This is a genomic window from Draconibacterium halophilum (assembly GCF_010448835.1).
Classification (GTDB): Bacteria; Bacteroidota; Bacteroidia; order Bacteroidales; family Prolixibacteraceae; genus Draconibacterium; species Draconibacterium halophilum.
The window spans coordinates 2473126-2495478 of sequence record NZ_CP048409.1; the positions used below are offsets into that span (position 1 = coordinate 2473126).

Annotated in this window: 14 protein-coding genes and 1 pseudogene; 7 read left to right on the plus strand and 8 right to left on the minus strand. The window is 40.5% G+C overall.

What is annotated here, in order from left to right; all coding sequences use genetic code 11:
- The first annotated feature begins 9 nt into the window (after window positions 1-9).
- The 4 genes from G0Q07_RS09990 (at window position 10) to G0Q07_RS10005 (ending at window position 3933) form a co-directional block, all read left to right on the plus strand.
- Window positions 10-1596: a sodium:solute symporter family protein gene (locus G0Q07_RS09990; RefSeq protein ID WP_163345966.1), complete on the plus strand. Its 1587-nt coding sequence runs from the start codon at window positions 10-12 to the stop codon at window positions 1594-1596.
- A gap of 107 nt (window positions 1597-1703) precedes the next feature.
- Window positions 1704-2135, plus strand: coding sequence for a hypothetical protein (locus G0Q07_RS09995; protein ID WP_163345967.1), 432 nt, complete (start codon window positions 1704-1706; stop codon window positions 2133-2135).
- A gap of 65 nt (window positions 2136-2200) precedes the next feature.
- Window positions 2201-3499 (plus strand): phenylacetate--CoA ligase family protein, encoded by a 1299-nt coding sequence (locus tag G0Q07_RS10000; protein ID WP_163345968.1) that lies wholly within the window; start codon window positions 2201-2203, stop codon window positions 3497-3499.
- Window positions 3500-3504: 5 nt separating this feature from the next.
- The gene (locus tag G0Q07_RS10005; protein WP_163345969.1) at window positions 3505-3933 is read left to right on the plus strand and encodes an ACT domain-containing protein; all 429 of its coding nucleotides are present in this window, start codon (window positions 3505-3507) and stop codon (window positions 3931-3933) included.
- Between the two features lies 1 nt (window position 3934).
- Here G0Q07_RS10005 and G0Q07_RS10010 read toward each other — a convergent pair whose 3' ends face one another.
- The gene (locus G0Q07_RS10010) at window positions 3935-4072 is read right to left on the minus strand and encodes a hypothetical protein (protein ID WP_163345970.1); all 138 of its coding nucleotides are present in this window, start codon (window positions 4070-4072) and stop codon (window positions 3935-3937) included.
- Window positions 4073-4117: 45 nt separating this feature from the next.
- Between G0Q07_RS10010 and ppgK the strand changes: the two genes are divergently transcribed.
- Complete coding sequence (gene ppgK / locus G0Q07_RS10015; RefSeq protein WP_163345971.1) at window positions 4118-4852, plus strand: polyphosphate--glucose phosphotransferase; 735 nt, start codon at window positions 4118-4120, stop codon at window positions 4850-4852.
- 20 nt (window positions 4853-4872) lie between these two features.
- Here ppgK and G0Q07_RS10020 read toward each other — a convergent pair whose 3' ends face one another.
- The 3 genes and pseudogenes from G0Q07_RS10020 to G0Q07_RS10030 form a co-directional block, all read right to left on the minus strand.
- Window positions 4873-5928 carry a serine hydrolase domain-containing protein gene (locus G0Q07_RS10020; protein ID WP_163345972.1) on the minus strand — a complete coding sequence of 352 codons (1056 nt, stop codon included), beginning with the start codon at window positions 5926-5928 and terminating at the stop codon, window positions 4873-4875.
- Window positions 5929-5957: 29 nt separating this feature from the next.
- A pseudogene (locus G0Q07_RS10025) lies at window positions 5958-7051 on the minus strand (acyltransferase family protein).
- Window positions 7052-7066: 15 nt separating this feature from the next.
- On the minus strand, window positions 7067-7642 hold the full coding sequence (locus G0Q07_RS10030; RefSeq protein ID WP_203532499.1) for an ankyrin repeat domain-containing protein: 576 nt from the start codon (window positions 7640-7642) through the stop codon (window positions 7067-7069).
- Between the two features lie 236 nt (window positions 7643-7878).
- On the opposite strand from G0Q07_RS10030, the gene G0Q07_RS10035 reads away from it, so the two are divergent.
- Window positions 7879-9933, plus strand: coding sequence for a helix-turn-helix domain-containing protein (locus tag G0Q07_RS10035; RefSeq protein WP_163345974.1), 2055 nt, complete (start codon window positions 7879-7881; stop codon window positions 9931-9933).
- 333 nt (window positions 9934-10266) lie between these two features.
- Here G0Q07_RS10035 and G0Q07_RS10040 read toward each other — a convergent pair whose 3' ends face one another.
- From G0Q07_RS10040 to G0Q07_RS10055, 4 genes are all read right to left on the minus strand, one after another.
- On the minus strand, window positions 10267-13068 hold the full coding sequence (locus tag G0Q07_RS10040) for a glycoside hydrolase family 2 protein (RefSeq protein ID WP_163345975.1): 2802 nt from the start codon (window positions 13066-13068) through the stop codon (window positions 10267-10269).
- Between the two features lie 344 nt (window positions 13069-13412).
- Window positions 13413-14012: a DUF2202 domain-containing protein gene (locus tag G0Q07_RS10045; protein WP_163345976.1), complete on the minus strand. Its 600-nt coding sequence runs from the start codon at window positions 14010-14012 to the stop codon at window positions 13413-13415.
- 159 nt (window positions 14013-14171) lie between these two features.
- On the minus strand, window positions 14172-19748 hold the full coding sequence (locus tag G0Q07_RS10050; protein ID WP_163345977.1) for a S8 family serine peptidase: 5577 nt from the start codon (window positions 19746-19748) through the stop codon (window positions 14172-14174).
- 110 nt (window positions 19749-19858) lie between these two features.
- Window positions 19859-21043 (minus strand): hypothetical protein, encoded by a 1185-nt coding sequence (locus G0Q07_RS10055; RefSeq protein ID WP_163345978.1) that lies wholly within the window; start codon window positions 21041-21043, stop codon window positions 19859-19861.
- Between the two features lie 280 nt (window positions 21044-21323).
- Between G0Q07_RS10055 and G0Q07_RS10060 the strand changes: the two genes are divergently transcribed.
- Complete coding sequence (locus G0Q07_RS10060) at window positions 21324-21992, plus strand: LuxR C-terminal-related transcriptional regulator (RefSeq protein ID WP_163345979.1); 669 nt, start codon at window positions 21324-21326, stop codon at window positions 21990-21992.
- Window positions 21993-22353: the final 361 nt, after the last annotated feature.

A 22353-nucleotide genomic window follows, 5' to 3' on the forward strand; every position in this document is an offset into this window, starting at 1 on the left:
ACAACTGCTATGAACACTTTTACCTTGGGATTGGTAGTTGTAATCTACCTTTTAGTTATTGCTTATCTCGGATACCGGGGCTACAGCCAAACAAAAACGGCAAAAGATTATTTACTTGCCGGAAGAGATATTCATCCTTTTGTGATGGCTATGTCATACGGAGCCACTTTTATTTCTACCTCGGCTATTATTGGTTTTGGTGGAATTGCCGGTGTGTACGGAATGGGATTGATTTGGTTAACGGCGCTAAATATAATCATTGGCGTATTTATCGCTTTTATATTTTTTGGGCGCGTTACCCGAAAAATGGGGCATAACCTCGATGCTCATACGTTTCCCGAATTCCTGGGAAACCGTTTTCAGTCGAAAAAAATTCAAATGATCAGTGGGGCTGTAATATTTGTTTCTATGCCACTTTATGCCGCCGTAGTACTTATTGGTGGTGCTCGTTTTATCGAAAGTATTTTTGAAATTGATTTTTCGCTGGCACTCACTTTTTTCTCCATTATAATTGCAGCGTATGTAATTGCCGGTGGATTAAAAGGAGTAATGTACACCGACGCACTGCAGGGAAGTATTATGTTCCTGAGTTTGTTTTTCCTTTTGATTGTTACTTACCAGAAACTCGGCGGTGTTAGTGCTGCTCATCATGCACTTACCAATATGATTGATTTAGTACCCGACAACCTCAAAGCCGCCGGTCATGAAGGCTGGACAGCTTTCCCGAAAATGAATTCGCCGTGGTGGTGGGCTTTAACAACGAATATTATTCTAGGCGTTGGAATTGGGGTATTGGCTCAACCACAGCTTATTGTACGTTTTATGACTGTAAAAAGTAACCGCGAACTGAACCGTGCGGTACTGATTGGTGGTATCTTTATTTTTGTGGTTACTGGTTTTATTTATACTGTGGGAGCACTTTCCAATGTGTATTTTTACAACGAATCGGGGCAGTTAGCTATTCAGTTTGCCCAGGGAAATGTCGACCTGATTATTCCTGAATATATTAATGCGGCTATGCCCGAATGGTTTGTTTACCTGTTTATGCTGGCATTACTTTCAGCCGGAATGTCAACCCTTAGTTCGCAGTTCCACGCAATGGGAACTTCGCTGGGCCGCGATTTTATTGAAAATGTTTTTCCTAAAAAGAAATTTAACTCCATGCTGTTATCGAAATTATCAATAATTGTTGCAATAATCATCAGTATAATAATTGGTTATAAACTGCCGGGAAGTATTGTTGCACGCGGAACAGCCATTTTCTTTGGTATTTGTGCGGCAGCCTTTTTGCCGGTTTATTTTGCGGCACTGTACTGGAAACGGGCAACAAAAACAGCTGCCGTTTGGAGTATTTTGTCGGGCCTGGTGGCGAGTGCTTTTGCCCTAACTTTTATGCATGCAAAAGAATCGGAACCACTGGGTATTTGTCAGGCACTTTTTGGAAAACCTACACTGGCAAACGAGTTCCCGTGGATGATCGTCGACCCGATTATGATTGCAATGCCGGTATCGATTGTTGTTTTGGTGGCTGTTTCTATGTTCTCTCAAAAAACATCCGACGAACATTTGGCAAACTGTTACCACGGAATAAAATAGAAGAAAAGGTTTTAATTGCAGTGAAATAATGATTTTGATGGGGAATCTTTACCTGAGAAACTTTATTTTTACAGTAATCATGTTGAATAAACTAAAAAACTACAATTATGGCATTTGAAATATCAGTATTTCTAGAAAACAAAATCACACATTTTGAAGCGGTTACTGCGCTGTTAAAAAAAGAAGGAATTAATATTCGTACGCTTACTTTAAATAACATGGCACACGGCTGGGGCGTATTAAGTTTGCTGGTCGATCAGCCCGATGAAGCCTATAAAATTCTCGCCGATCATGGAAACTCGGTGGCCATGAAAGAGGTAATAGCTCTTGAAATGAAAGATGAAGCGGGTGGCCTGGATGAAATTCTGATGAAGATTGCTCGTGCCGGGATTCATATTGAAACTGCTTACACACGCCTGATTGCCGAGAATAATCTTGCGGTGCTGTTGCTTGAAGTCCCCGATGTTTTGGAGGCTGTTCGTCGTTTGGAAATCAACCATGTGAAAATCCTTGAAGACAAAGTAGTTTACGGAAAATAGCATCCGGTGAATGCCAGATTGTAGAAAAAAGACAACATGTAAAACCAAAGATCAACAAAAATTTTATGATTTGGAATGAAAAGATAGAATGCGCCTCTCGCGATGAGATGGCCGCTGTTCAAAGCGAACGGTTGAAACAAACTGTTCAGCGTATTTACCACAATATACCCAGCTACCGCGCAAAAATGCAGGAAATTGGGATGCTACCCGGCGATGTTCGATCTGTGGAAGATTTAAAAAACCTGCCGTTCACCAACAAAACCGACTTACGCGATAACTACCCGTTTGGAATGTTTACCGTACCCATGAGCGAAATTGTGCGTGTCCATGCCAGCTCGGGAACTACCGGAAAACCAACCGTTGTTGGCTACACCCGAAACGATTTGAGCATGTGGGCAGAAGTGGTTACCCGCTCGCTCTGTATGTCGGGTGTTACGCGCAACGACATTGTGCAGGTGGCCTATGGTTACGGACTGTTTACCGGTGGTTTGGGGTTGCATTACGGAACCGAAAATCTTGGTGCAACGGTAATTCCAATTTCAGGTGGAAATACAAAAAAGCAAATTCAGCTGATGCAGGATTTTGGTTCGTCGGTAATTGCCTGTACACCATCGTATGCTTTGTTTTTGGCGGAAGTGATGCAGGAAATGGGTATCGACCCCGAAGAGCTGAAACTGCGTGTTGGAATTTTTGGTGCCGAGCCGTGGAGCGAAAGTATGCGTAAGGAAATTGAAGCAAAACTGAAGTTGAAAGCCATTGATATTTATGGTTTGAGTGAAGTGATTGGTCCCGGCGTATCGTGCGAGTGCGAGCACCAAGTTGGCATGCACGTTAACGAAGATCATTTTATTCCGGAAATTCTCGATACCGAAACGCTGGAGCCTGTGGCGCCGGGTGAAGTAGGAGAGCTGGTGTTTTCAACCATCACCAAAGAGGGGATTCCAATTTTGCGTTACCGTACCCGCGATCTTACCCGCTTAATTTACGATAAATGCGAATGTGGACGTACACTGGTGCGTATGGAAAAATGCAAAGGCCGTTCGGATGATATGCTGATTATTCGCGGGGTGAATGTATTCCCGTCGCAAATTGAAAGTGTATTGCTCGAGATGAGCGAAACAGAACCACACTATCTGCTAATTGTAGAACGCGAAGGAACACTCGACATACTGAAACTGATGGTGGAAGTGCAGGAGCAGTTCTTCTCGGATGAAGTGCGCGAACTGGAGAAACTGAAAAAGAAAATCACGCATAATATTCAAAGTACGCTTGGTATTTCGGTAGATGTAAAACTGGTGGAACCAAAAACTATTGAGCGTACCGCCGGAAAAGCAAAACGTGTAATCGATAACCGTAAAATCTAAACACCATGATCATAAAACAAGTATCCGTTTTTTTAGAGAACAAAAGTGGAAGATTAAACGAAGTAACTCAAATATTGGCCGATGCCGGTGTTAACCTGTCGGCTTTTACCATTGCTGACACATCCGATTTTGGAATCCTGCGTATGATTGTTTCCGATCCCGAAAAGGCATGTACGGTGTTAAAAGAAAATGCATTTTCAGTTAAAACCACAGAAGTTGTTTTGGCCAAAACACCAAATAAGCCGGGAAGCCTGAGTAAACTGCTCGATATTCTGCAACAGGAAGAAGTATTTATTGAATACATGTACGCTTTTTCGATGAAGGATGAAGGAGCCGTTACTGTTATTCGCCCTACACGTGTTGAACGTTGCGTGGAAATGCTGCAAAAACATAAAACCGAACTGATTCGGGCTGATGAACTTTATCAATTCTAGTTCATTCTGCGAAGAAGATACGGAAGCGGATTTTCGGGAAATCAATTAAAGATTTCTGCCCGTAAATCCGCTTTTCTTTTGCCTCTTTCCGGTCCCCGGTTAATAAATCTTTAACCGCTAATTTTATAATCTTTTCCAATAACCCGATGTTTATCGTAAATTAGTGGTTCAAAACGATAAAAACATGGAAGTACTAGGAATTGATTTTGGAGGATCGGGAATTAAAGGAGCAATTGTGGATACCAAAACCGGTGAACTGGTTACAGAACGACACCGAATTGAAACTCCGCAACCTGCAACTCCTGATGCTGTGGCGGAGGTGATGGCACAACTTACTGAGCATTTTAACTGGAAAGGAAAAGTTGGCGTTGGTGTTCCCGCTGTAGTAAAAAACGGCGTGATGTTAACCGCAGCAAACATCGATAAAAGTTGGATCGGACAGGAAGTAAATAAGAAACTATCAGAAAAAACCGGTTGCGAGGTGGAGTGCGTTAATGACGCTGATGCCGCCGGAATTGCCGAAATACATTTTGGTGCCGGAGCCAAAGTAAAGGGAATGGTATTTTTACTAACTGTCGGTACCGGAATCGGAACCGTTATTTTTATCGACAAGCACCTGGTGCCGAACCTTGAGTTGGGACACCTTGAATTCAAAGGCAAAACCATTGAACGCTATTCGGCGGATTCGGTTCGAAAACGAAAAGACTTGTCGTGGAATGAATGGGGATCACGATTTAATAAAGCACTGGATTATTACGATAAGATGTTTAATCCCATCCTGTTTATTATTGGTGGGGGAGTGAGTAAAAAAATGGAGAAATTTCAGGATTGTATCAAACTGGATACACCGGTAGTACCTGCCGAAATGGAAAACAACGCCGGTATTATCGGCGCTGCTTTAAATATGGTTTATAAGTAATGAGTTGCCGGTGAATTCCATCAGTGGGCATCATTATGTTTCTTTACGATTCTCACAACCCGCCTGTATACAATTTCCATTATACTCCATTCGTATCCTTCAAAATCGGTAGTATTTACAAATTGAATAACAACCGTGTCGATGTCTTTGTGGTATTTGGCAATACTCATATATCCCGGCATTAACCCGGTGTGATCGTACACATAAATGGAGGAGTAGATTTCCTGCTCGCCATCGTTAAACACCGATCCATCGTTTAATGCACGCAGGAAAATGCCAAGGTCTTCGGCACTGGCAACCATCGATGTAAGTTTGGTTCCGTAATCTTCGGCTTTAATATCTTCTTCAATCCCAACATAATAACCACTCATTACATCGTCGAAATTTTGCTCGTTAACTGATCCATACGTATTTTTCAGCCCAAGTGGATTCAGAATTTCCTTTTTAATTATTTGAAAAACATCTTCTCCTGTCACTTTTTCAATCAGCATGGAAATCAACAAATAGTTGGTGTTCGAGTATCTATACTTTGCATCGGGAGCAAAGTCGGCCGGTAAATCAAGTATGAGCTCAAGTGCCTCCTCTCTACTCGATGGTGGAGTAGCCCAAAAGTTTGGCGTATCGGTTAAATTCGGAATTCCGCTGCGGTGCTGCACCATCATTCTTAGTGTGATTTTGTCAGCGTTTTCAATTCTTCCTACCAATTCCGGAAAATAATCGGCCAGTGTTTTATCGAGCGACAAACGTCCGTCGCTAACCAATTTGGTAACGGCAATCGCATTATACAGCTTACTGATACTGGCAATTTTGAACAATGAATGAGGATCGGCAGGAATCTTGTTTTCTCTGTTATTGTATCCGGAAGCATAAAAAGCAGGTTCTTTTCCGGCTTCGTCAACGTAAACGATTATTCCGTCGAAACCATATTTTATGCTTTTATCGAGTTGGCCCTGAACGGTATCAGGGAGTGGAGTAAGCATAATTTTCAACAATAACCACGGAACAAAAAATAGTGATATGGCCGTTCCTGTAAATAGCATAATTCTGATTATTAGTGTTGTTTGTTTCTTTTTCATTATCGCAATATTATATTGGATGAAGCATTTTATACTGCCTTCTGCAACAGTCTCTTCCCAATTTTGTTGAATTTTGGTTTTAATCCAAACAGCGGTCTTAAAAACCCGATTCGCCTGATCATAAACTCATAAATAAAATAACACATGGCGAATGTAAATGCTGTTATGGCAATGAATTTTAACATTGGCGGCAATTGCAGAGGCAGAATTAATAGTGAGCCTGCATATAAAACAAACATATGAATTATATATACAGGATAAGCAGCCTGACTTAAATAGCTGAGCGCCTTACTTGGTCTGTTGAGGTATTGGTAACCCAGACCAAAAACGCCAAATATCCAGCAATTTGATTCGATGGCCATAAGATAATTGGGTGACGTTGTTTCGAATACCATCAATCTGATTACATATAAAACCACAGCTAATCCCATGTACAACCATTTCCATTTCGATACGGTTTGCCAAAATACTTGTCCGGTGTACACAAACAGAAAGCCAAAAAAGAAGGCAAGCAGGCCGAGAAAAAATCCATGCCATGTTTCAGCGTAAACTGAATAAATTTGAGGATTTACAATGAGTGCCTCCAAAACAAAAAAGATGGATAATGCCAAAGGGGTAAGTGGATTTTTCATTAAAAAGGATAGCCCTTTTCTGAATTTCCCTTCTTCCTTTTTTTTCAGATAAAAGAAAAGAGGAGTGAGAATTAGCACATAAATGAAGATATTTCCAAGGAACCATAAATGTCCGGCATGAGGGTAATAACTCATGGGTAAATTGTAGAATTTCTGAAATATGATAAAATGAAGCGGTGCGATGGCCAGCACCCCAAAAATTAGGGGATCAGAATCCGGCGTGTACGTTCGGTAAGCAACTGTGGATAATTTCGTTTTTGCATGGCAAAAAATAAACCCATACCAGATACATAAAATAAAAGCGGAATTCGCCAAATATTTAGCAGTGTCATCGGTTTCCATAAATTTTCAAGAGGTTCGCTGCTTTTAATAAAGCCAACAAACATAGCCCACGGCTGGAAAACAATGGCTATGTGGTAAATGAGTAATAAGCCAATTGCCACAACACGCAACCAATCAATATCGTATCTTCTCTCTGTTTTCATATTCATTTAGCTTTAATTTGATTACTGCAACATCATGGCAACTACAGGGCGGTTTTTTTCCACTTCTGCTAAATCGATTGTTATACCGAGCGGCTGTAATTGATGCTGCATCATTTCGTAGATAGGTTTCATATCAGCAAATGGGGCCAAAACAGATTCGCGGGCAGTTGCGCCGAAATTGTTTTTTAATGTTTTATCGGCATTGGCATCCATAAGCATTTGCACAATTTCGATATGGCAAAAAAATGCGGCGGAGTGCAAAGCAGTCGATCCGTCATTATTTTTTAAGTTCAGATCTGCACCTGTATCAATTAGTTCTTTTGCAATTTCTTTACGGCCAAACGATACCGCCGAAATTAATGGTGTTGATCCACTCATTTGATCTTTTTTATTAATATCTGTTCCGGCTTCAACGTGTTGTTTAACGGCTTCCAGGTTGCCCGACATAATTGCGCTATGCAAATCAACTTTTGGTTTTTCAACGCTCGACTTTACTTTGGTATCATTTCCTGACTGAAGATTATTGTTACTACCTGAATTAGCACATGACGTAAAGATTAAAAGTAAAATGAACAAAAAATTTACTACTGTTTTCATTGAAATTCTTTTTAGTGTCTTCATCTTTTAAATTTTTAATGTTTTTGATTTTGAAATCTGTTTGTACAAAGATCAGGGTTTCGCAAACGCTTGATTTAAACCATATGCAGCGATAAGTGTTAAGTTTGAATCGGGCATGCAACTTATGATGCAATAATGCCACATTTGAAGCAACAGGGCTTTTTTGCGCTAGCATTTTCATAAATTTTTCTACTTTCGGGTCAATTAAATTCAGCATGTCGGACACATCAATTTTCGGAGCAGATTTTATCGAAAAAGCGGAAGCGATCATTCTGGAGAACATCTCGAATGAGCAATTTGGCGTTTCTGAACTGGCCGAGCTTATGAATATGAGTCGATCAAGTTTACTCCGAAAAATAAAAACGCACACCAAGCTCTCCGCCAGTCAGTTTATTCGTCAGGTACGCGTTACAAAAGGTCTGGAGCTGCTAAAACAAACTTCGTTGACTGTTGCTGAGATTTCGTACGAGGTTGGTTTTGGAAACACCTCGTATTTCATTAAATGTTTTCGCGAACAATACGGTTATTCTCCCGGCGAAGTACGGAAAGGAGTTTTAACGGAGGAGAGCGAAAATGTTCATGAAAGTCTTTTCAATAAATACAAATGGTATGCGCTTGGGGCAATGGCTTTAGTGGTAATGGTTCTATCTGTTTTTCTTTTCAGCAGAAAAAAACAAACTCCCGTTGAGTTAGAGAAATCGATTGCCGTATTACCTTTTGTAAACGAAAGCAGCGATTCGCTAAATCTTTATTTTGTAAACGGGCTCATGGAATCGACTTTAAACAACCTTCAGAAAATTAGCGATCTGCGCGTAATTAGCCGAACCTCGGTAGCCAAGTATCGCAATACGGACAAAGGTATTCCGGAAATTGCTGATGAGTTGAATGTGAATTATTTGGTTGAGGGGAGTGGACAACGTTTTGAAAACCAGGTTTTGCTCAATATCCAACTGATTGAAGCAGCCACCGACCGGCCAATTTGGGGCGAACAATACAGTCGCGAAGTGGATGATGTTTTTACGCTTCAGAATGAGGTGGCACGAAAAATTGCCGATGCTATTGAGGCTATTGTTACTCCTGCCGAATTAAAACAAATTGAGAAAATACCTACTGAAAATCTGGAGGCTTACGATTATTACCTCCGGGCGCTGGATTATTCATACACCAGAACGAAGGAAAACCTGGAAACAGCGATTCCGTTATTCGAGAAAGCCATTGAAAAAGACAAGCAGTTTGCGCTGGCTTACGCCAATGTGGCTATAGCGTATTACTTTCTCGATGTAAACCAGAAACAAAAACAATATACCGAGCAAATCAACAATTTTGCTGACAAAGCGCTGCTTTACGATTCACGATCTGCTGAAAGCTTGATCGCCAAAGCACTTTATTATATGCAAGTGGAAGAGTATAAATTGGCTTTGCCACATTTGGAGAAAGCGCTGGAATACAATCCTAATTCATCATCAGTGGTTCAAATGCTTGCAGGCTTATATGCCAGTTCTATTCCCAATACTGATAAATATCTGGAGTACGCTTTAAAAGGAATTCAACTCGATATTGCTGCTAACGATTCCATTGGTAAAAGCTATATCTATTTGACTCTGAGTAATGCACTCATTCAAAACGGTTTTATTGATGAGGCCACAACTTATATTAATATGTCGCTGGACTATAATCCGGAGAATTATTACGCACCACTTTTAAAAGCATTTGTACTTTATGCCAGGGACGGAAATACTGAGCAGACTAAAAAACTATTAAAGTATGAATGGTCGAAAGATACTACCCGGCTTGACATATTGCAGGAAGTGGCTAAATTCCACTATTACGAAGAAGAATATGACAGTGCTTTTTATTATTATGAAAAGTTTGTGAACGCCCGGGAAGAATATGCCTTGGATATTTATCCTCATGAAGATTTGAAAATTGCCTGGGTTTACCAAAAGATGGGGCGCGATGAACAGGCCACAAAATATTTCGATGCGTATGCGCGGTATTGCGAAAAGGATCAATCGATTTACAAAAGTGCCAGCATGGCGGTTAAGTATGCGTACGAGGGAAAAAACGAACAGGTAATTGATCAACTAAAAATCTTTGCAACACAAGATAATTACCAGTATTGGATTTTAGTATTTATAGAAGAGGATCCTATTTATAATCCACTAAAAAATCACCCGGAGTTTGAAGAAATCCTACAAAAGATAAAAGACAGGTTTTGGAAGAAACATGATATTCTAAAAAAGCAATTGGCGGATAAGAAACTTATATAATAGCTATCAGTGGTGTCCGGTAAACATTATACAAATTTCTTGCTTCGCTGCCAATTACAGATTTATTTTTGAGACCCTGAAACAAGTTCAGGATGACGTTCTTAACTTTTTTTAGACATTGCCAGATTCGTCATGCTGAACTTGTTTCAGCATCTCTGTCATTCAGAGCTAAATATAATGAAGCGAACCTGCCTGCCCGGGGCAGAGAATCTATTCATATTTGAATTATTTAACCAGACACTAGTGAATAACTATTCAAAGACTTTTGTTTCTGCCCTGAAAAATCGAATTTCAATCAAGACTTAAAACTTTGTATTTTCAGTGCATAGTGTTTTATTCTGCCCTAAAATCGAACCACAAAATAATCGGGTAACTATCGTCGCCCCGGCGTTCAGAGAACACTCCTCTTTTTGCTGTCGGTCCTAATCGGTCGGTTTGATAGAACTTGGTTCCAATAGCCGGGATTTCGTAAAGGAATGAAATATCACCTTCAGGAAATGCAGGGAAAGTACCTCCGGCCACGTGTTGCGGTTTTGCCGGTTTAAACAGCTGGAAATATAGGTTTGGCGTTTCCGAAATAATCGTTATCGGGCTTTCTGTGGTTTCAAGTGTTGCCCAGAATAAGTTTCCATGATAGCCTTTAAACTCGGGATATACCATGTTGTTAAAACTTTCGCCTGTAATTGTATTGTTGTAGTCTTTTTCCCAAACACCAATATTAGCACCTTTCATCCGGTTTTTCCATACACGGTAAGGTCCGCGGCCCATCCACTTAACACCAGTACATTTACTCTCGGGGTAGTTAAATGAAATACCCACAAAATCAATATCAGATATTCTATCGCGAAGCGGATTGGCCTCCAGTTCAAGTAAGCCACTTTTCTCCAGTGTCCAGGTCATTTGACGGGGATATGTTTTGCTGGTAATCTCAAACCGGAAATTACCTTCGTTATCCATTTCCCATTTGGTGCCGGTAACTTCGTGATCTACGCCGACAGCAACAGGACCACCAGTAAACGATACGTTTCCTTTACCGTTTTTCACCGATAATAGTGTTCCGTCTTTTTTGTTGAATTCAATTTCTATGTCAGCAACAGCAGCGGTTACAGACTGTTCAGTTTCCCGGATTGAAATCTCAGAACTTCCGGTGTTAAGTTCAGCCAACAGTTCTTTAGCTTTCTCTTTAGGCTGAACGACCGGCCAGCTCCAGGTATAAAGTTCTGCCCCATGTGGATCGATGGCTGTAAATCGAAACAAATCAGCGTTTTGAAGCATGTTGTTTATTTCAATTTCTACCCGGGCAGTTTCACCCGGTTTGGCATCAGGACTTTTGACTGTTCCCGAACCAACTTGTTTTTCATCTTTAGGATTGAGACCGGTTTTAACCGCCTCCCATTTAAATGTACACTGATTGAGGTTGGTGTAGATATATTTGTTCGAAAGAAACAGTCTTCCATTCCAGCTTTTTACAATTGACACGGGCTCAATCTGCACCGGCGACCAGATTTCTTTGATGGTATAAAAACTACCTTCTTTTTCTCGGTAAGGGCCTACAATTCCATCAGGAGCATGGTTGCCATCGCCATCGAAAACGGTTCCCGGTTTATCGGTGCGCAAAATGGCTTCGTCAGCAAAAACCCATAAAAACCCACCGGCGTGGAGCGGCGAAGTTTGGTAGTTTCTCCAGAAATCTTCCAGCCCGGCACCATGGCCACCGTCGTACAATCCGTGAAGTAATTCGGTTGGCATAAACGGATCGTTACCAGAAGTGTATCTTCCAATGGCGTAGTCAAATTGAGGATAATGGTGCGTATCAACACCGTTACGTAACAACCATGGGTAAATTATCGGGCGGTGCTGAATATCGTATTCATGAAAGGTTTTTTCGTTTCTGAAATCCCAACCACCTTCATTACCGTGGTCAAGGATAACAACGCTTGGGTGATTTTCGTCTTTTAAAATCGTTTCTTTAATCAGTTTCGGGCCAACAACAGTATCGTAACCTTGTTGCCAGCCGGTAACTTCGTCGAGCACAAAAAGTCCCATCGAATCGCAAAGATCGAGAAAACGTTTGTCGGGAGGGTAGTGCGAACAACGAACAGCATTCATGTTCATTTCTTTCATCAGGCTAATGTCTGTGATATGATGCTTGTCGCTGAGAGTGCGACCTGTTTCGGGCCAAAACGAGTGACGGTTTACTCCTTTAAAAATAACCTTCTCGCCGTTAACGAAAAATCCATCGTGTTTACGCAATTCAACGGTTCGGAAACCAATTCGCTCAGTAACTTCGTGCAAAACAGTAGTTCCTTTTTTTAGCGAAATTTTCATGTTATACAAAGTTGGCCACTCCGGATTCCATGCTTTAATATTTTTAAATTTTCCCGACACCCAGGCTTCTTTGTTTCCTTTCTTAATCGTTGAATGAACAGGCGATCCGATTTCATTTCCTTCAAGATCGAATAATTCTACAGTGGCTGAATAATCCGATTTTGATTCACTTAAATTGATCAAAATGTTAAACGAACCATCTGCTTTTGGATCGATGGCAGTGCGGCTCATATGAATTTCAGGAAGTACTTCAAGAAAAACCGGACGATAAATTCCTCCGAAAATCCAAAAGTCGGCCTGGCGCTCGGCGCGGTTAACTGATTCGTTGGCCGAATGTTTTGCAACGTCAACCTCAAGCAAATTGGTTTGGCCGTACTTTAACAACTTACTGATGTCATATTTAAAGCGATAGAATCCTCCCTGATGCATTTCCCCGGCAGATTTACCATTAACTTTTACCTTAGTGTCGGTCATCGAACCATCAAAAACAATATTGATAGTTTTGCCTTTCCAGCTGCGTGGTACTTCAAACTCGTGTTTGTACACGCCGTGTTCTTTTCCCAGTTTAATATCTTCGTTGGTCCAGTCGTGGCCATAATTGTAGGTTCCAAAACCCTGAAGCTCCCAGTTTGATGGAACCGGTATTTTAGACCATTCATTGCTGTTTCTTCCATCAGTGCAGAAAAAGTTCCATTCAACAGTATTATCGGCATCGGTACCCGACAGGTAAACTATTTCTGTACTTTGGGAAAAGCCCGGAAGAAACGCGAAAAGAGAAATTGAAATGAGCAACAGTAATTGTTTCATAAGTGTACTTAATTGTTTTGGTTTTAAATAGCTGATTTCGGCAAGCTTTTTTTGAGTAAGCTAGTCGGTCAAGGTATTTCTCAATATTAGTGAATAATATTTATAGTAAAAATAAAATTTTTAACCGGTAAAAGTACACGTGATGGCATTTTTAGTTGATATAAAACGGGTTCTATGAGAAGTTTAGATTAAAAATGCTTACTTAAATTGCTTTCTAAACATTATTATGCTGATTGCATGCTTGCTCTACTGGTGGTGTATTATGGTACTTTGCAGAAAAGTGATTTACCGATACCGATGGGCATCGATTATCTGTTTTTCTTTTATCGTGAATATCAGAGAATCTAATTGTTTATTATATCGTTAAACTGATCAATCGGCAATATTCGTGGTTGATAATCAATTCCTCTTTTTCTTAAATTATGAACAAAAGCCCTAAGATGGTTCTCAGAACCACTTAATAAGTTTTCGTATACCTGAATAATATTTTGAATATCTGTTGCCTTCACCAGAATAGCAATATCTTCAATATCAGTTTCTTCAATAAGCGCTCCCACAATTAATGCTGAATCCAGATTATTATCACCCAATGTCATCAACTCATCGAAAAGTGTAGCCAGAGATGGATCTTTAAATTCTCCGATTACGTCGATAAAAGGATCATGCAGATTGTAATAATTCAATAACCTCAAAATAGCGTCGGTATGTGTTTGTTCGCTTTGCGAAATATTATTGAAAACCTGGTGCTCATATTTTGAGAACAAAAGAAGATAAGCATCGCGCGCCAATTTTTCTTCTTCCCGCATAAAAATTAAACTCAGGCTGTCTGTTTCTGTTAATGTCTCAATCTGTAACAGCGTATTGTTGTTTAACGATTCTTCTTCCGTATTATCGGAAAGTATAATATCTTCATTCTTTTGACTATCAGTGCAAGCTGCAAGCATCAGAACGATAGCCAGGATAGCAAATTAAAATAACAATTGTTGTGGTTTCATGACATGTATTTTAGTTATTACCTAATTACGCATCTGCAGCCTTAGTCGATTTTCGGTTGCAGAATAATCGTTTCTATTCTTTTAATTTATATTCATGTTCATAGCATATTACAGTTTTAGGAGGCAAATTCGCGCCGTTCGCAGGTTGGTTTTTATTTTTATGAAATAAACCCCCGATGAGAGAAATGATACATCAAAATAGGAAGTTGTTGTTGCCTGCTCGTTCATAAGCATCTCACCGGCTGTACTAAATAATAATAGCTCGTCAATTGATTCATTTTGAATTAATTGTACCGTAAGTCCCTTGCTTGTGGGATTTGGATAGATTAGTATTTCTTCGTTATTTTTCAGCTCCGAAACAGCATTGAAATTCTCGACGGTAACCAGAATCGTGTCCGAGGAATAGCAAGAGTTTTCATTGAAGACTTTTACCCAAATCGGATGGATGCCAAGACCGAGTTCGATGGCTACAATGGTGAGATTGGCTTCGGTTGTTCCATCGCACCAAACTACAGAACAATTAAAATCAGAAATTTGAAGCGTTAGTGAATCTTCAATTCCCAACACCTGATCTGGACCAAGATCGACGAACATTTTCTCATAAACAATAACCTGGAATTCGATTTCACCTGTGCAGTTGTTTTCTGTAACCGTGTAAGTTAAAGTATGCGTTCCTGGTCCTGCGTAAGTAGGATCAAAGTAAAGCTCAGAAACACCTTCGCCGGAAAGCACTCCACCTTCGGGAACTGCTTCTATTAAAATGGGTTGCTGATCTTCGCAGAATGAAAGGTTTTCATTCAATATTTTGGGGTGAATCATAGAATCTACTACTACCTGGAATTCGGTTTCACCTGCACATTCATTTTCGCCTACCGTGTAAGTTAACGTATGAGTTCCCGCTCCGGCTATTGACGGATCGAAATAAAGCCCTGACACGCCAGCCCCGGAAAGTATACCACCTTGGGGAACTGCTTCTATTAAAATGGGTTGCTGCTCTTCGCAGAATGAAACGTTGTCATTCAATATTTTGGGGTGAATCATAGAATCTACTATTACCAGGAATTCGGTTTCACCAATGCAGTTGTTTTCGGTAACTGTGTATGATAACGTATGCGTTCCCGCTCCGGCCACTGATGGATCGAAATAAAGCCCTGACACGCCAGCCCCGGAAAGTATACCACCTTGGGGAACTGCTTCTATTAAAATGGGTTGCTGATCTTCGCAGAATGAAACGTTGTCATTCAATATTTTGGGGTGAATCATAGAATCTACTATTACCTGGAATTCGGTTTCACCAATGCAGTTGTTTTCGGTAACTGTGTATGATAACGTATGCGTTCCCGCTCCGGCCACTGATGGATCGAAATAAAGCCCTGACACGGCAGTACCGGAAAGTATACCACCTTCGGGAACTGCTTCTATTAAAATGGGTTGCTGATCTTCGCAGAATGAAACGTTGTCATTCAAAATTACAGGATAAATCATAGAATCTACGACTACCAGGAATTCGATTTCACCAATGCAGTGGTTTTCGGTCACTGTGTATGATAATGTATGCGTTCCTGCTCCGGCTATTGACGGATCGAAATAAAGCCCTGACACGCCAGCCCCGGAAAGTATACCACCTTCGGGAACTGCTTCTATTAAAATGGGTTGCTGATCTTCGCAGAATGAAACGTTGTCATTCAAAATTACAGGATAAATCATAGAATCTACGACTACCAGGAATTCGATTTCACCAATGCAGTGGTTTTCGGTCACTGTGTATGATAATGTATGCGTTCCTGCTCCGGCTATTGACGGATCGAAATAAAGCCCTGACACGCCAGCCCCGGAAAGTATACCACCTTCGGGAACTGCTTCTATTAAAATGGGTTGCTGATCTTCGCAGAATGAAACGTTGTCATTCAATATTTTGGGGTGAATCATAGAATCTACTATTACCTGGAATTCGGTTTCACCAATGCAGTTGTTTTCGGTAACTGTGTATGATAACGTATGCGTTCCCGCTCCGGCCACTGATGGATCGAAATAAAGCCCTGACACGCCAGCCCCGGAAAGTATACCACCTGGGGGAACTGCTTCTATTAAAATGGGTTGCTGATCTTCGCAGAATGAAACGTTGTCATTCAATATTTTGGGGTGAATCATAGAATCTACTATTACCTGGAATTCGGTTTCACCAATGCAGTTGTTTTCGGTAACCGTGTATGATAACGTATGCGTTCCCGCTCCGGTCACTGATGGATCGAAATAAAGCCCTGACACGCCAGCCCCGGAAAGTATACCACCTGGGGGAACTGCTTCTATTAAAATGGGTTGCTGATCTTCGCAGAATGAAACGTTGTCATTCAATATTTTGGGGTGAATCATAGAATCTACTATTACCTGGAATTCGGTTTCACCAATGCAGTTGTTTTCGGTAACCGTGTATGATAACGTATGCGTTCCCGCTCCGGTCACTGATGGATCGAAATAAAGCCCTGACACGCCAGCCCCGGAAAGTATACCACCTTCGGGAACTGCTTCTATTAAAATGGGTTGCTGATCTTCGCAGAATGAAAGCTCTGAATTAAGAATTTCCGGATGTGGTACGGAATCTACAACTACCTGAAGCGTTGTTTCTCCGATGCATCCATTCTCGTCGGTAACGGTGTAGGTTATGGGGTATGTACCGGGCCCGACAAGAGCAGGGGAGAAGTAAAGTCCTGTAATACCTTCACCGGAAAGTTCTCCTCCATCGGGAATTACTTCAATGAGAATTGGCTGCTCATCTTCACAGAAAGTAAGGTCAGATGTTAAGATTGTTGGTTGCGGAATTCCGTATGCTTCGATGGTTTTTACGAATGAATTATTGGCTATGTTACTGTCAATTGGACTGGTTAGCAGAAATTCAACTATGTAGTTCTGTTTTTCGCTCAAGTCCAAATGACTGCTCATTTCATGTATTAGAACTTCGTTTGGTAAAAGCTTTTCGGTAAATACCACTTTTTCTTCAACGCTTTCATTCAAGGTGCAATTCATTTGTATCGTTAAACTATCGCCTGCTAAAGCTGTGTCTGGTCCGAGGTTTTTGATTGAAACAGACACCTTTTCATCGTTGGATAAAACGCACGAAGAGACCGGATAATTCAAAGCTGTTATTATTAGGTCAGTAACACGTGGTTCTCCTTCGCCCGAAACGGAAATATTATCCAATCCGGTGCCCATTCCCCATTGATAAAGATCGTCGTAATAAAAGCCCAATTGAGTGCCGTTTTTACAAATTTCAGGGGGCAATTCAACTGTTTTATGTGCCCAGTTAAAAGCGCTTTCCAAATTTAGCCATTCGTGCCATTCCGTTTCTTCCTGGATTTTGTAAACCACGTGCAATTCATCAATAGCATCATAAATTTCTGTTTTTAATAAATAGTCGAAAGAAAGAGTAATTTCTGAATAATTGGCAAGCAATAACGGGGGAGTTGCAGCAATATCGGAAACATGTACTGCTTCCCCTGCTGAATAGGAATCAGCCGCAATAAACTTGGAGGTGTTGGTTGAAAAATCGAGGTAATAACAATTCAGTGATTCGCTATCTCCCCATTGCCATCCTGAAATGTTGTCTTTAATCTTTATGTCTTCTTTACCAGTTTCGAAATCAGCGTTATAAGGCAAAGAACGAGCTGTTCGGGGATAAACTATAACTTCATTGGTTTTAATGCTTTCAGTTTCTTCGTTGTTTATGGTGTAGACGGCTGTTACGAAATACGAATATTCATTATCGAAAATAATTGATGCATCGGAATAAGCTGTCGTATTGTTTTCAACCAGAAATGAACCATTTCGGTAAATCTTATATTTTTCAGGAACTCCGGAAACAGGAGGATCCCAGCTGAGTAAAATAGCAGATTGTTCAATAGCATAACTTAAGTTTTGAGGAGGGTAAATTTCCGATTGTGTTTCAATTCCGGTTATTACCAAACTGAAGATTTGTGAACCACCTGAAAGTGCTCCAGAATGCGAAATTCTGATATTAAAATCATTTTCCCCAGGATTTGTGAAATATACCTGTTCAACATTATCCATATGATTTGTTCCATGCGTAGCCGAAGCTGCCGGACTCTCAACATTGAGCATCCAGGGTAGATAAGATTGGCCGGTAGTTGTATTTTCTACCGTTAAATTAAGATCGTTTACCAGTTTGCCGGTTCGTTGATTTAAAGCGGGAGAGGAAGCTTGTCCGGCCGGATCTGTCCAACAAATTGTGGCTTTTAAAAATGGGGCTTCGCTAGCCGTTTTTACAGGAATTGTTAGTACTTCTCCTTCATTCAATACTTCCTCATATATATTTTTCCCCTGATTGTTTGAATTGTTATAAATAATATCGGCTGCAGCTTTTATATTTATCAGGCCCCAGCCAAAACTGTAATCCGGACCGGGATTGCCTAGATCGCCGGCCGAATGTATTAAGATACTTTTTAGTGTGGAAGACCTTAATTTTACCCCGGGCTGAAGCAGGTTTTGGAGTTCAAGCAAAAGTGCAATCGAACCCGTGGCAGCTGCTGTCGACATTGAGGTGCCGGTGTAAGTATCATAACTTGTAATTGTTGAAGAGACAGGCGAATAAACATCAACGCCATCCGAAACCAGATCTGGTTTTATTCGCCCGTCATCAGTTGGCCCGAAGCCACTAAAAACAGTCATATTTTTGGCATCATCAACAGCTCCAATGGTTAATATATTTTTGGCTACCGCTACCGGCGACAAACAGTCGTAGCCATCTTGGCCGCCGTCAGGATCGCGTTCGTCAGTAACCAATACCCAGTTTTCGTCCCACACATAATGAGACACAGCCGTTTCCGGACCGTCGTTTCTATCGTTTCCGGCCGATTTTACGATGAGGTAGTAGGGAGCAAGGTTCGCAATGTAATCGAGTTCGGCACTTACATCGCTATAAAAACCAAACTCGTAATCTTCGGTAGCCGAGATTTCAGGATCACCGTACCAGTACCAGTTCTCGTTTTGTGCATTGTAATACCAACCACATAGTGGCCCGTACGAATGATTTGAAATGGCTATTCCATCAGCGGCGGCGCTGGCCATTTCGGCAATATCATTGTCTAAATCCCATCCTTTTAAAAGGGCATGCCCGGCCATTCCTTTGGCTTCAGATTTTTTCCCGGAGGCAATCATTGTCCCGGAAATATGTGTGGAGTGATCGGACACCGGTAAATCTAAATCACGCATTGTAATTCGGGATCCATCAGAACTTTGAAACTCCTGGTGAGTTGTCAAAACCGTTCCACCATCCCATAGGTTTATTTCAACACCTTCGCCTGTAAGTTCGGGGTATTCGTTGCTGGCCGACCAAACCTGATCTACCGCAAGGGTTGCAGCAACACTTAAGTTGTCGGTGGCGTAATAAACAGGTTGGTTGTTGTGCCCAAGTCGCTGAAGACTAACTACGCGGCCGGTTTCTTCAATATAAAATGTAGGCAAATTGAAGCGATTGGCAATAGAATCTGCAGTCCGCTTTTGTGCGGTCCAGGTAGCATTTTTTTGCCTGGCAAACAGAATTAATTCTGTTCTGTTTGATTCGGCTTTTAACCTATTTGGTTGTGCGGGTAAATTTCGTGAAAAACCAAAAAAAAAGATAAAAAGCATGCAGCCTTTTAAAAGAGAAGTCATGGTACAATGTGTAAACATATTGCCGGATTTTAGAGAACCATCTGCCAGGGAAAGGCAGATGGCTACTCTTCAGATTACTACACGGAAAAATTTTGATAAACCCACAATTGCCTGGTGATTAAATAGTTTTAAGGTTGATAATTTGGTAAGAAAAGCACATTTGAATCACCGTGTACAAAATCCAGAACCTGCACAGCATCATCAACGGCTATTGCAAAACCCTGTACTTTTGTATGATCAAAATCGCTCCATCGATAAGTAAATTGCGGCTGGGCTCCTATTCCTTTAAAGTCTTCCATACCCTCAAAAATGTCGTAAATTGAGAATACCGGACCTTCTGAAACACCGTCCTCATTTACAGGATAGTAAGCATTATCCCAAACCAGGAACTGGATATACCGGTCTTGATAAACCCCACGGTTGTATTGAAACTGAGCTTCTCCTTCGAGTGGCTCTGTAAAATTCCAATAGTAATTGTTATCGTGGTTAAAATCGTAGTCATATTCGTTTAAAATCGGATTCAGTCCATAACAATCAAGGAAGCCATTAATGTAAACAACTTCATCAATGTCGACGGTACCGGTTTTATCCGACCCAGCTGAAAAACAACCTGCAGCAAGCAATAGCGGATCGATTTGATATCCGGCTAAGAAAGCCATACGATTGGCGTAGTTATTTTCAACAGTATTTTCGTACATATACTTCATTAAGTATTGGTACATGGCCATATTTTCGCGTGGGGAGTCGATTGTCTTGGTTACTACCAGTTCGCCAAATTCATCATAATTCCAAATGGATAGTCGGCCACAGAAATCAAGCGTAAAGTCATCACCGGCTTCAATAACTTTCATGGCCTCTTCGAAGGCCTGATCTAAAACCGACTGAGGTGAACGAACAATGTTTAATCGACCAAAGTCCACTTCAATTGGGTTTGCCGATTCCGGAACTTCGCCATATTGATCGAGCTCAATAACTGATCCGGTTAGTGCGTCGATTGGTTGCACAAAGTGTTCATCATCTTCAATTATACCATCCTGGTCAACATCAACTTCTGTCATTTCGGGGACACCATTGTCATCTCTCAGTAGTACATATAAATCACCATAGTCGCCACCACGGGTGGTTCCTGATTCATCATTTCCTTTTATGTGTTCATTTGATTCCGTATTTCCACCAGCCCATTCCGGCCGGTCAGAGTCATCATCAACGTTTGGGAAAAAATCACCTTTCTGGCAGTTACTTAAAAGAATAGTTAAGCAGCTCATTAAGAGCAAAATAAAAAGATAGCTTGAATAACGGATAATTGTTTTCATGATTTAATATTTTTTGGTTAATAATTAAACCCTGGTTTTGGTTCTGACTTAACTAATGAGGAATAACAATTTAACAAAATTGTGAAGGCCAGACAATCCCTGTTTTGTTGATTCATTCTGAATATAAGGCTAGAAAAAAGTGGACATTTGGGGTTGGAGTATAGACAAAACTGTAGTCTGTTTCAACAAAAATCTAGTTTGGAATAAACAGTTGAATAGATATTTTTTGTAACTTGTATAGTAACTGTTTGTCCAGTTTGCCATGATTTCGAATGAAGGAATGAAAATATTAGTTGCCTACGATCAGAAGTTGGTTGCTGATTGTATCAGCTCTTATCTGATACATCATAAACATATTCAAATTGTAGGTATGGTAAATAATCAGAATAACACATTTATAACGATAAATGAATTACGTCCAGATTTAATCATTCTTGAATTTATGTTGTGGTCTGCCAAAAATTTTGAATACATTTCTAAATTAAAATTACAGTTTCCAAATGTAAAATTACTGGTAATCTCTGAGTTAATATCTCACGAACTTATGGAGATGATAATGCCTTTAATTAATGGGTATGTTGTTAAGACCTGTTCTGCAGAAAAAGTCATTGAGGCCATTCACGAGATTGTAAATTCAGGAAAATATTTATGTCCGAAGGCAGTAGACAAATTTTTTAGTTGTTCCAAACATGATCAAAGTGAATCGACATTGACTTACCGGGAAAAACAGGTGCTTAGTACCTGGGTTACAGAGGAAACTCATAATGGAATAGCAAATTCCTTGCATATCAGTAAGTCCACCGTTCGTACACACCTAAAAAATATTCGTGAAAAACTGGGAATCGTTAATCATCTACAGATGATGATTTATGCCTGCAAATACAATTTGTTAGGGAATCAGCACAAACCTATCTGCCCGAATTGCAGGTTTTCGGTAAGTACTTCCTGAAAATTGAAAGGTTGATTCCCAACCTTATTTCCCGTTTGTTTTGTGTAATGATCAGATAGTTAGGAGTTTGTCTAATTGTGGGAGCCTTTTTACATTTTAACCCGGCGCTTGTTTACTGATGTTATATCCAATGATTACGTAACTGCTGTGGCACATAAGGTACAGGGGAAATAGGAATAGGGGAGAAAGGTGGTGTTTTATTTATATGTTAAAATTCTATATTGAACTTTTAAAAATTACAGTAAATGAAAAGTAAAAGATGGTCAGTTGATTTTTACTACAACTATTCCTGGTAATACCTTGGGTACTTTGTGTTTATCAGCAGCGTCTGAGAATGAATATATTGACTCGAATGGATATG

What these genes read in the sequence shown, in the direction of transcription:
- G0Q07_RS10040 (WP_163345975.1), bottom strand. Translation starts at nt 13,068, where the DNA reads ATGAAACAATTACTGTTGCTCATTTCAATTTCTCTTTTCGCGTTTCTT.
- G0Q07_RS10005 (WP_163345969.1), top strand. Translation starts at nt 3,505, where the DNA reads ATGATCATAAAACAAGTATCCGTTTTTTTAGAGAACAAAAGTGGAAGA.
- G0Q07_RS09995 (WP_163345967.1), top strand. Translation starts at nt 1,704, where the DNA reads ATGGCATTTGAAATATCAGTATTTCTAGAAAACAAAATCACACATTTT.
- G0Q07_RS10020 (WP_163345972.1), bottom strand. Translation starts at nt 5,928, where the DNA reads ATGAAAAAGAAACAAACAACACTAATAATCAGAATTATGCTATTTACA.
- G0Q07_RS10030 (WP_203532499.1), bottom strand. Translation starts at nt 7,642, where the DNA reads ATGAAAACAGTAGTAAATTTTTTGTTCATTTTACTTTTAATCTTTACG.
- G0Q07_RS10045 (WP_163345976.1), bottom strand. Translation starts at nt 14,012, where the DNA reads ATGCTTGCAGCTTGCACTGATAGTCAAAAGAATGAAGATATTATACTT.
- G0Q07_RS10060 (WP_163345979.1), top strand. Translation starts at nt 21,324, where the DNA reads ATGAAAATATTAGTTGCCTACGATCAGAAGTTGGTTGCTGATTGTATC.
- G0Q07_RS09990 (WP_163345966.1), top strand. Translation starts at nt 10, where the DNA reads ATGAACACTTTTACCTTGGGATTGGTAGTTGTAATCTACCTTTTAGTT.
- G0Q07_RS10035 (WP_163345974.1), top strand. Translation starts at nt 7,879, where the DNA reads ATGTCGGACACATCAATTTTCGGAGCAGATTTTATCGAAAAAGCGGAA.
- ppgK (WP_163345971.1), top strand. Translation starts at nt 4,118, where the DNA reads ATGGAAGTACTAGGAATTGATTTTGGAGGATCGGGAATTAAAGGAGCA.
- G0Q07_RS10055 (WP_163345978.1), bottom strand. Translation starts at nt 21,043, where the DNA reads ATGAAAACAATTATCCGTTATTCAAGCTATCTTTTTATTTTGCTCTTA.
- G0Q07_RS10050 (WP_163345977.1), bottom strand. Translation starts at nt 19,748, where the DNA reads ATGTTTACACATTGTACCATGACTTCTCTTTTAAAAGGCTGCATGCTT.
- G0Q07_RS10000 (WP_163345968.1), top strand. Translation starts at nt 2,201, where the DNA reads ATGATTTGGAATGAAAAGATAGAATGCGCCTCTCGCGATGAGATGGCC.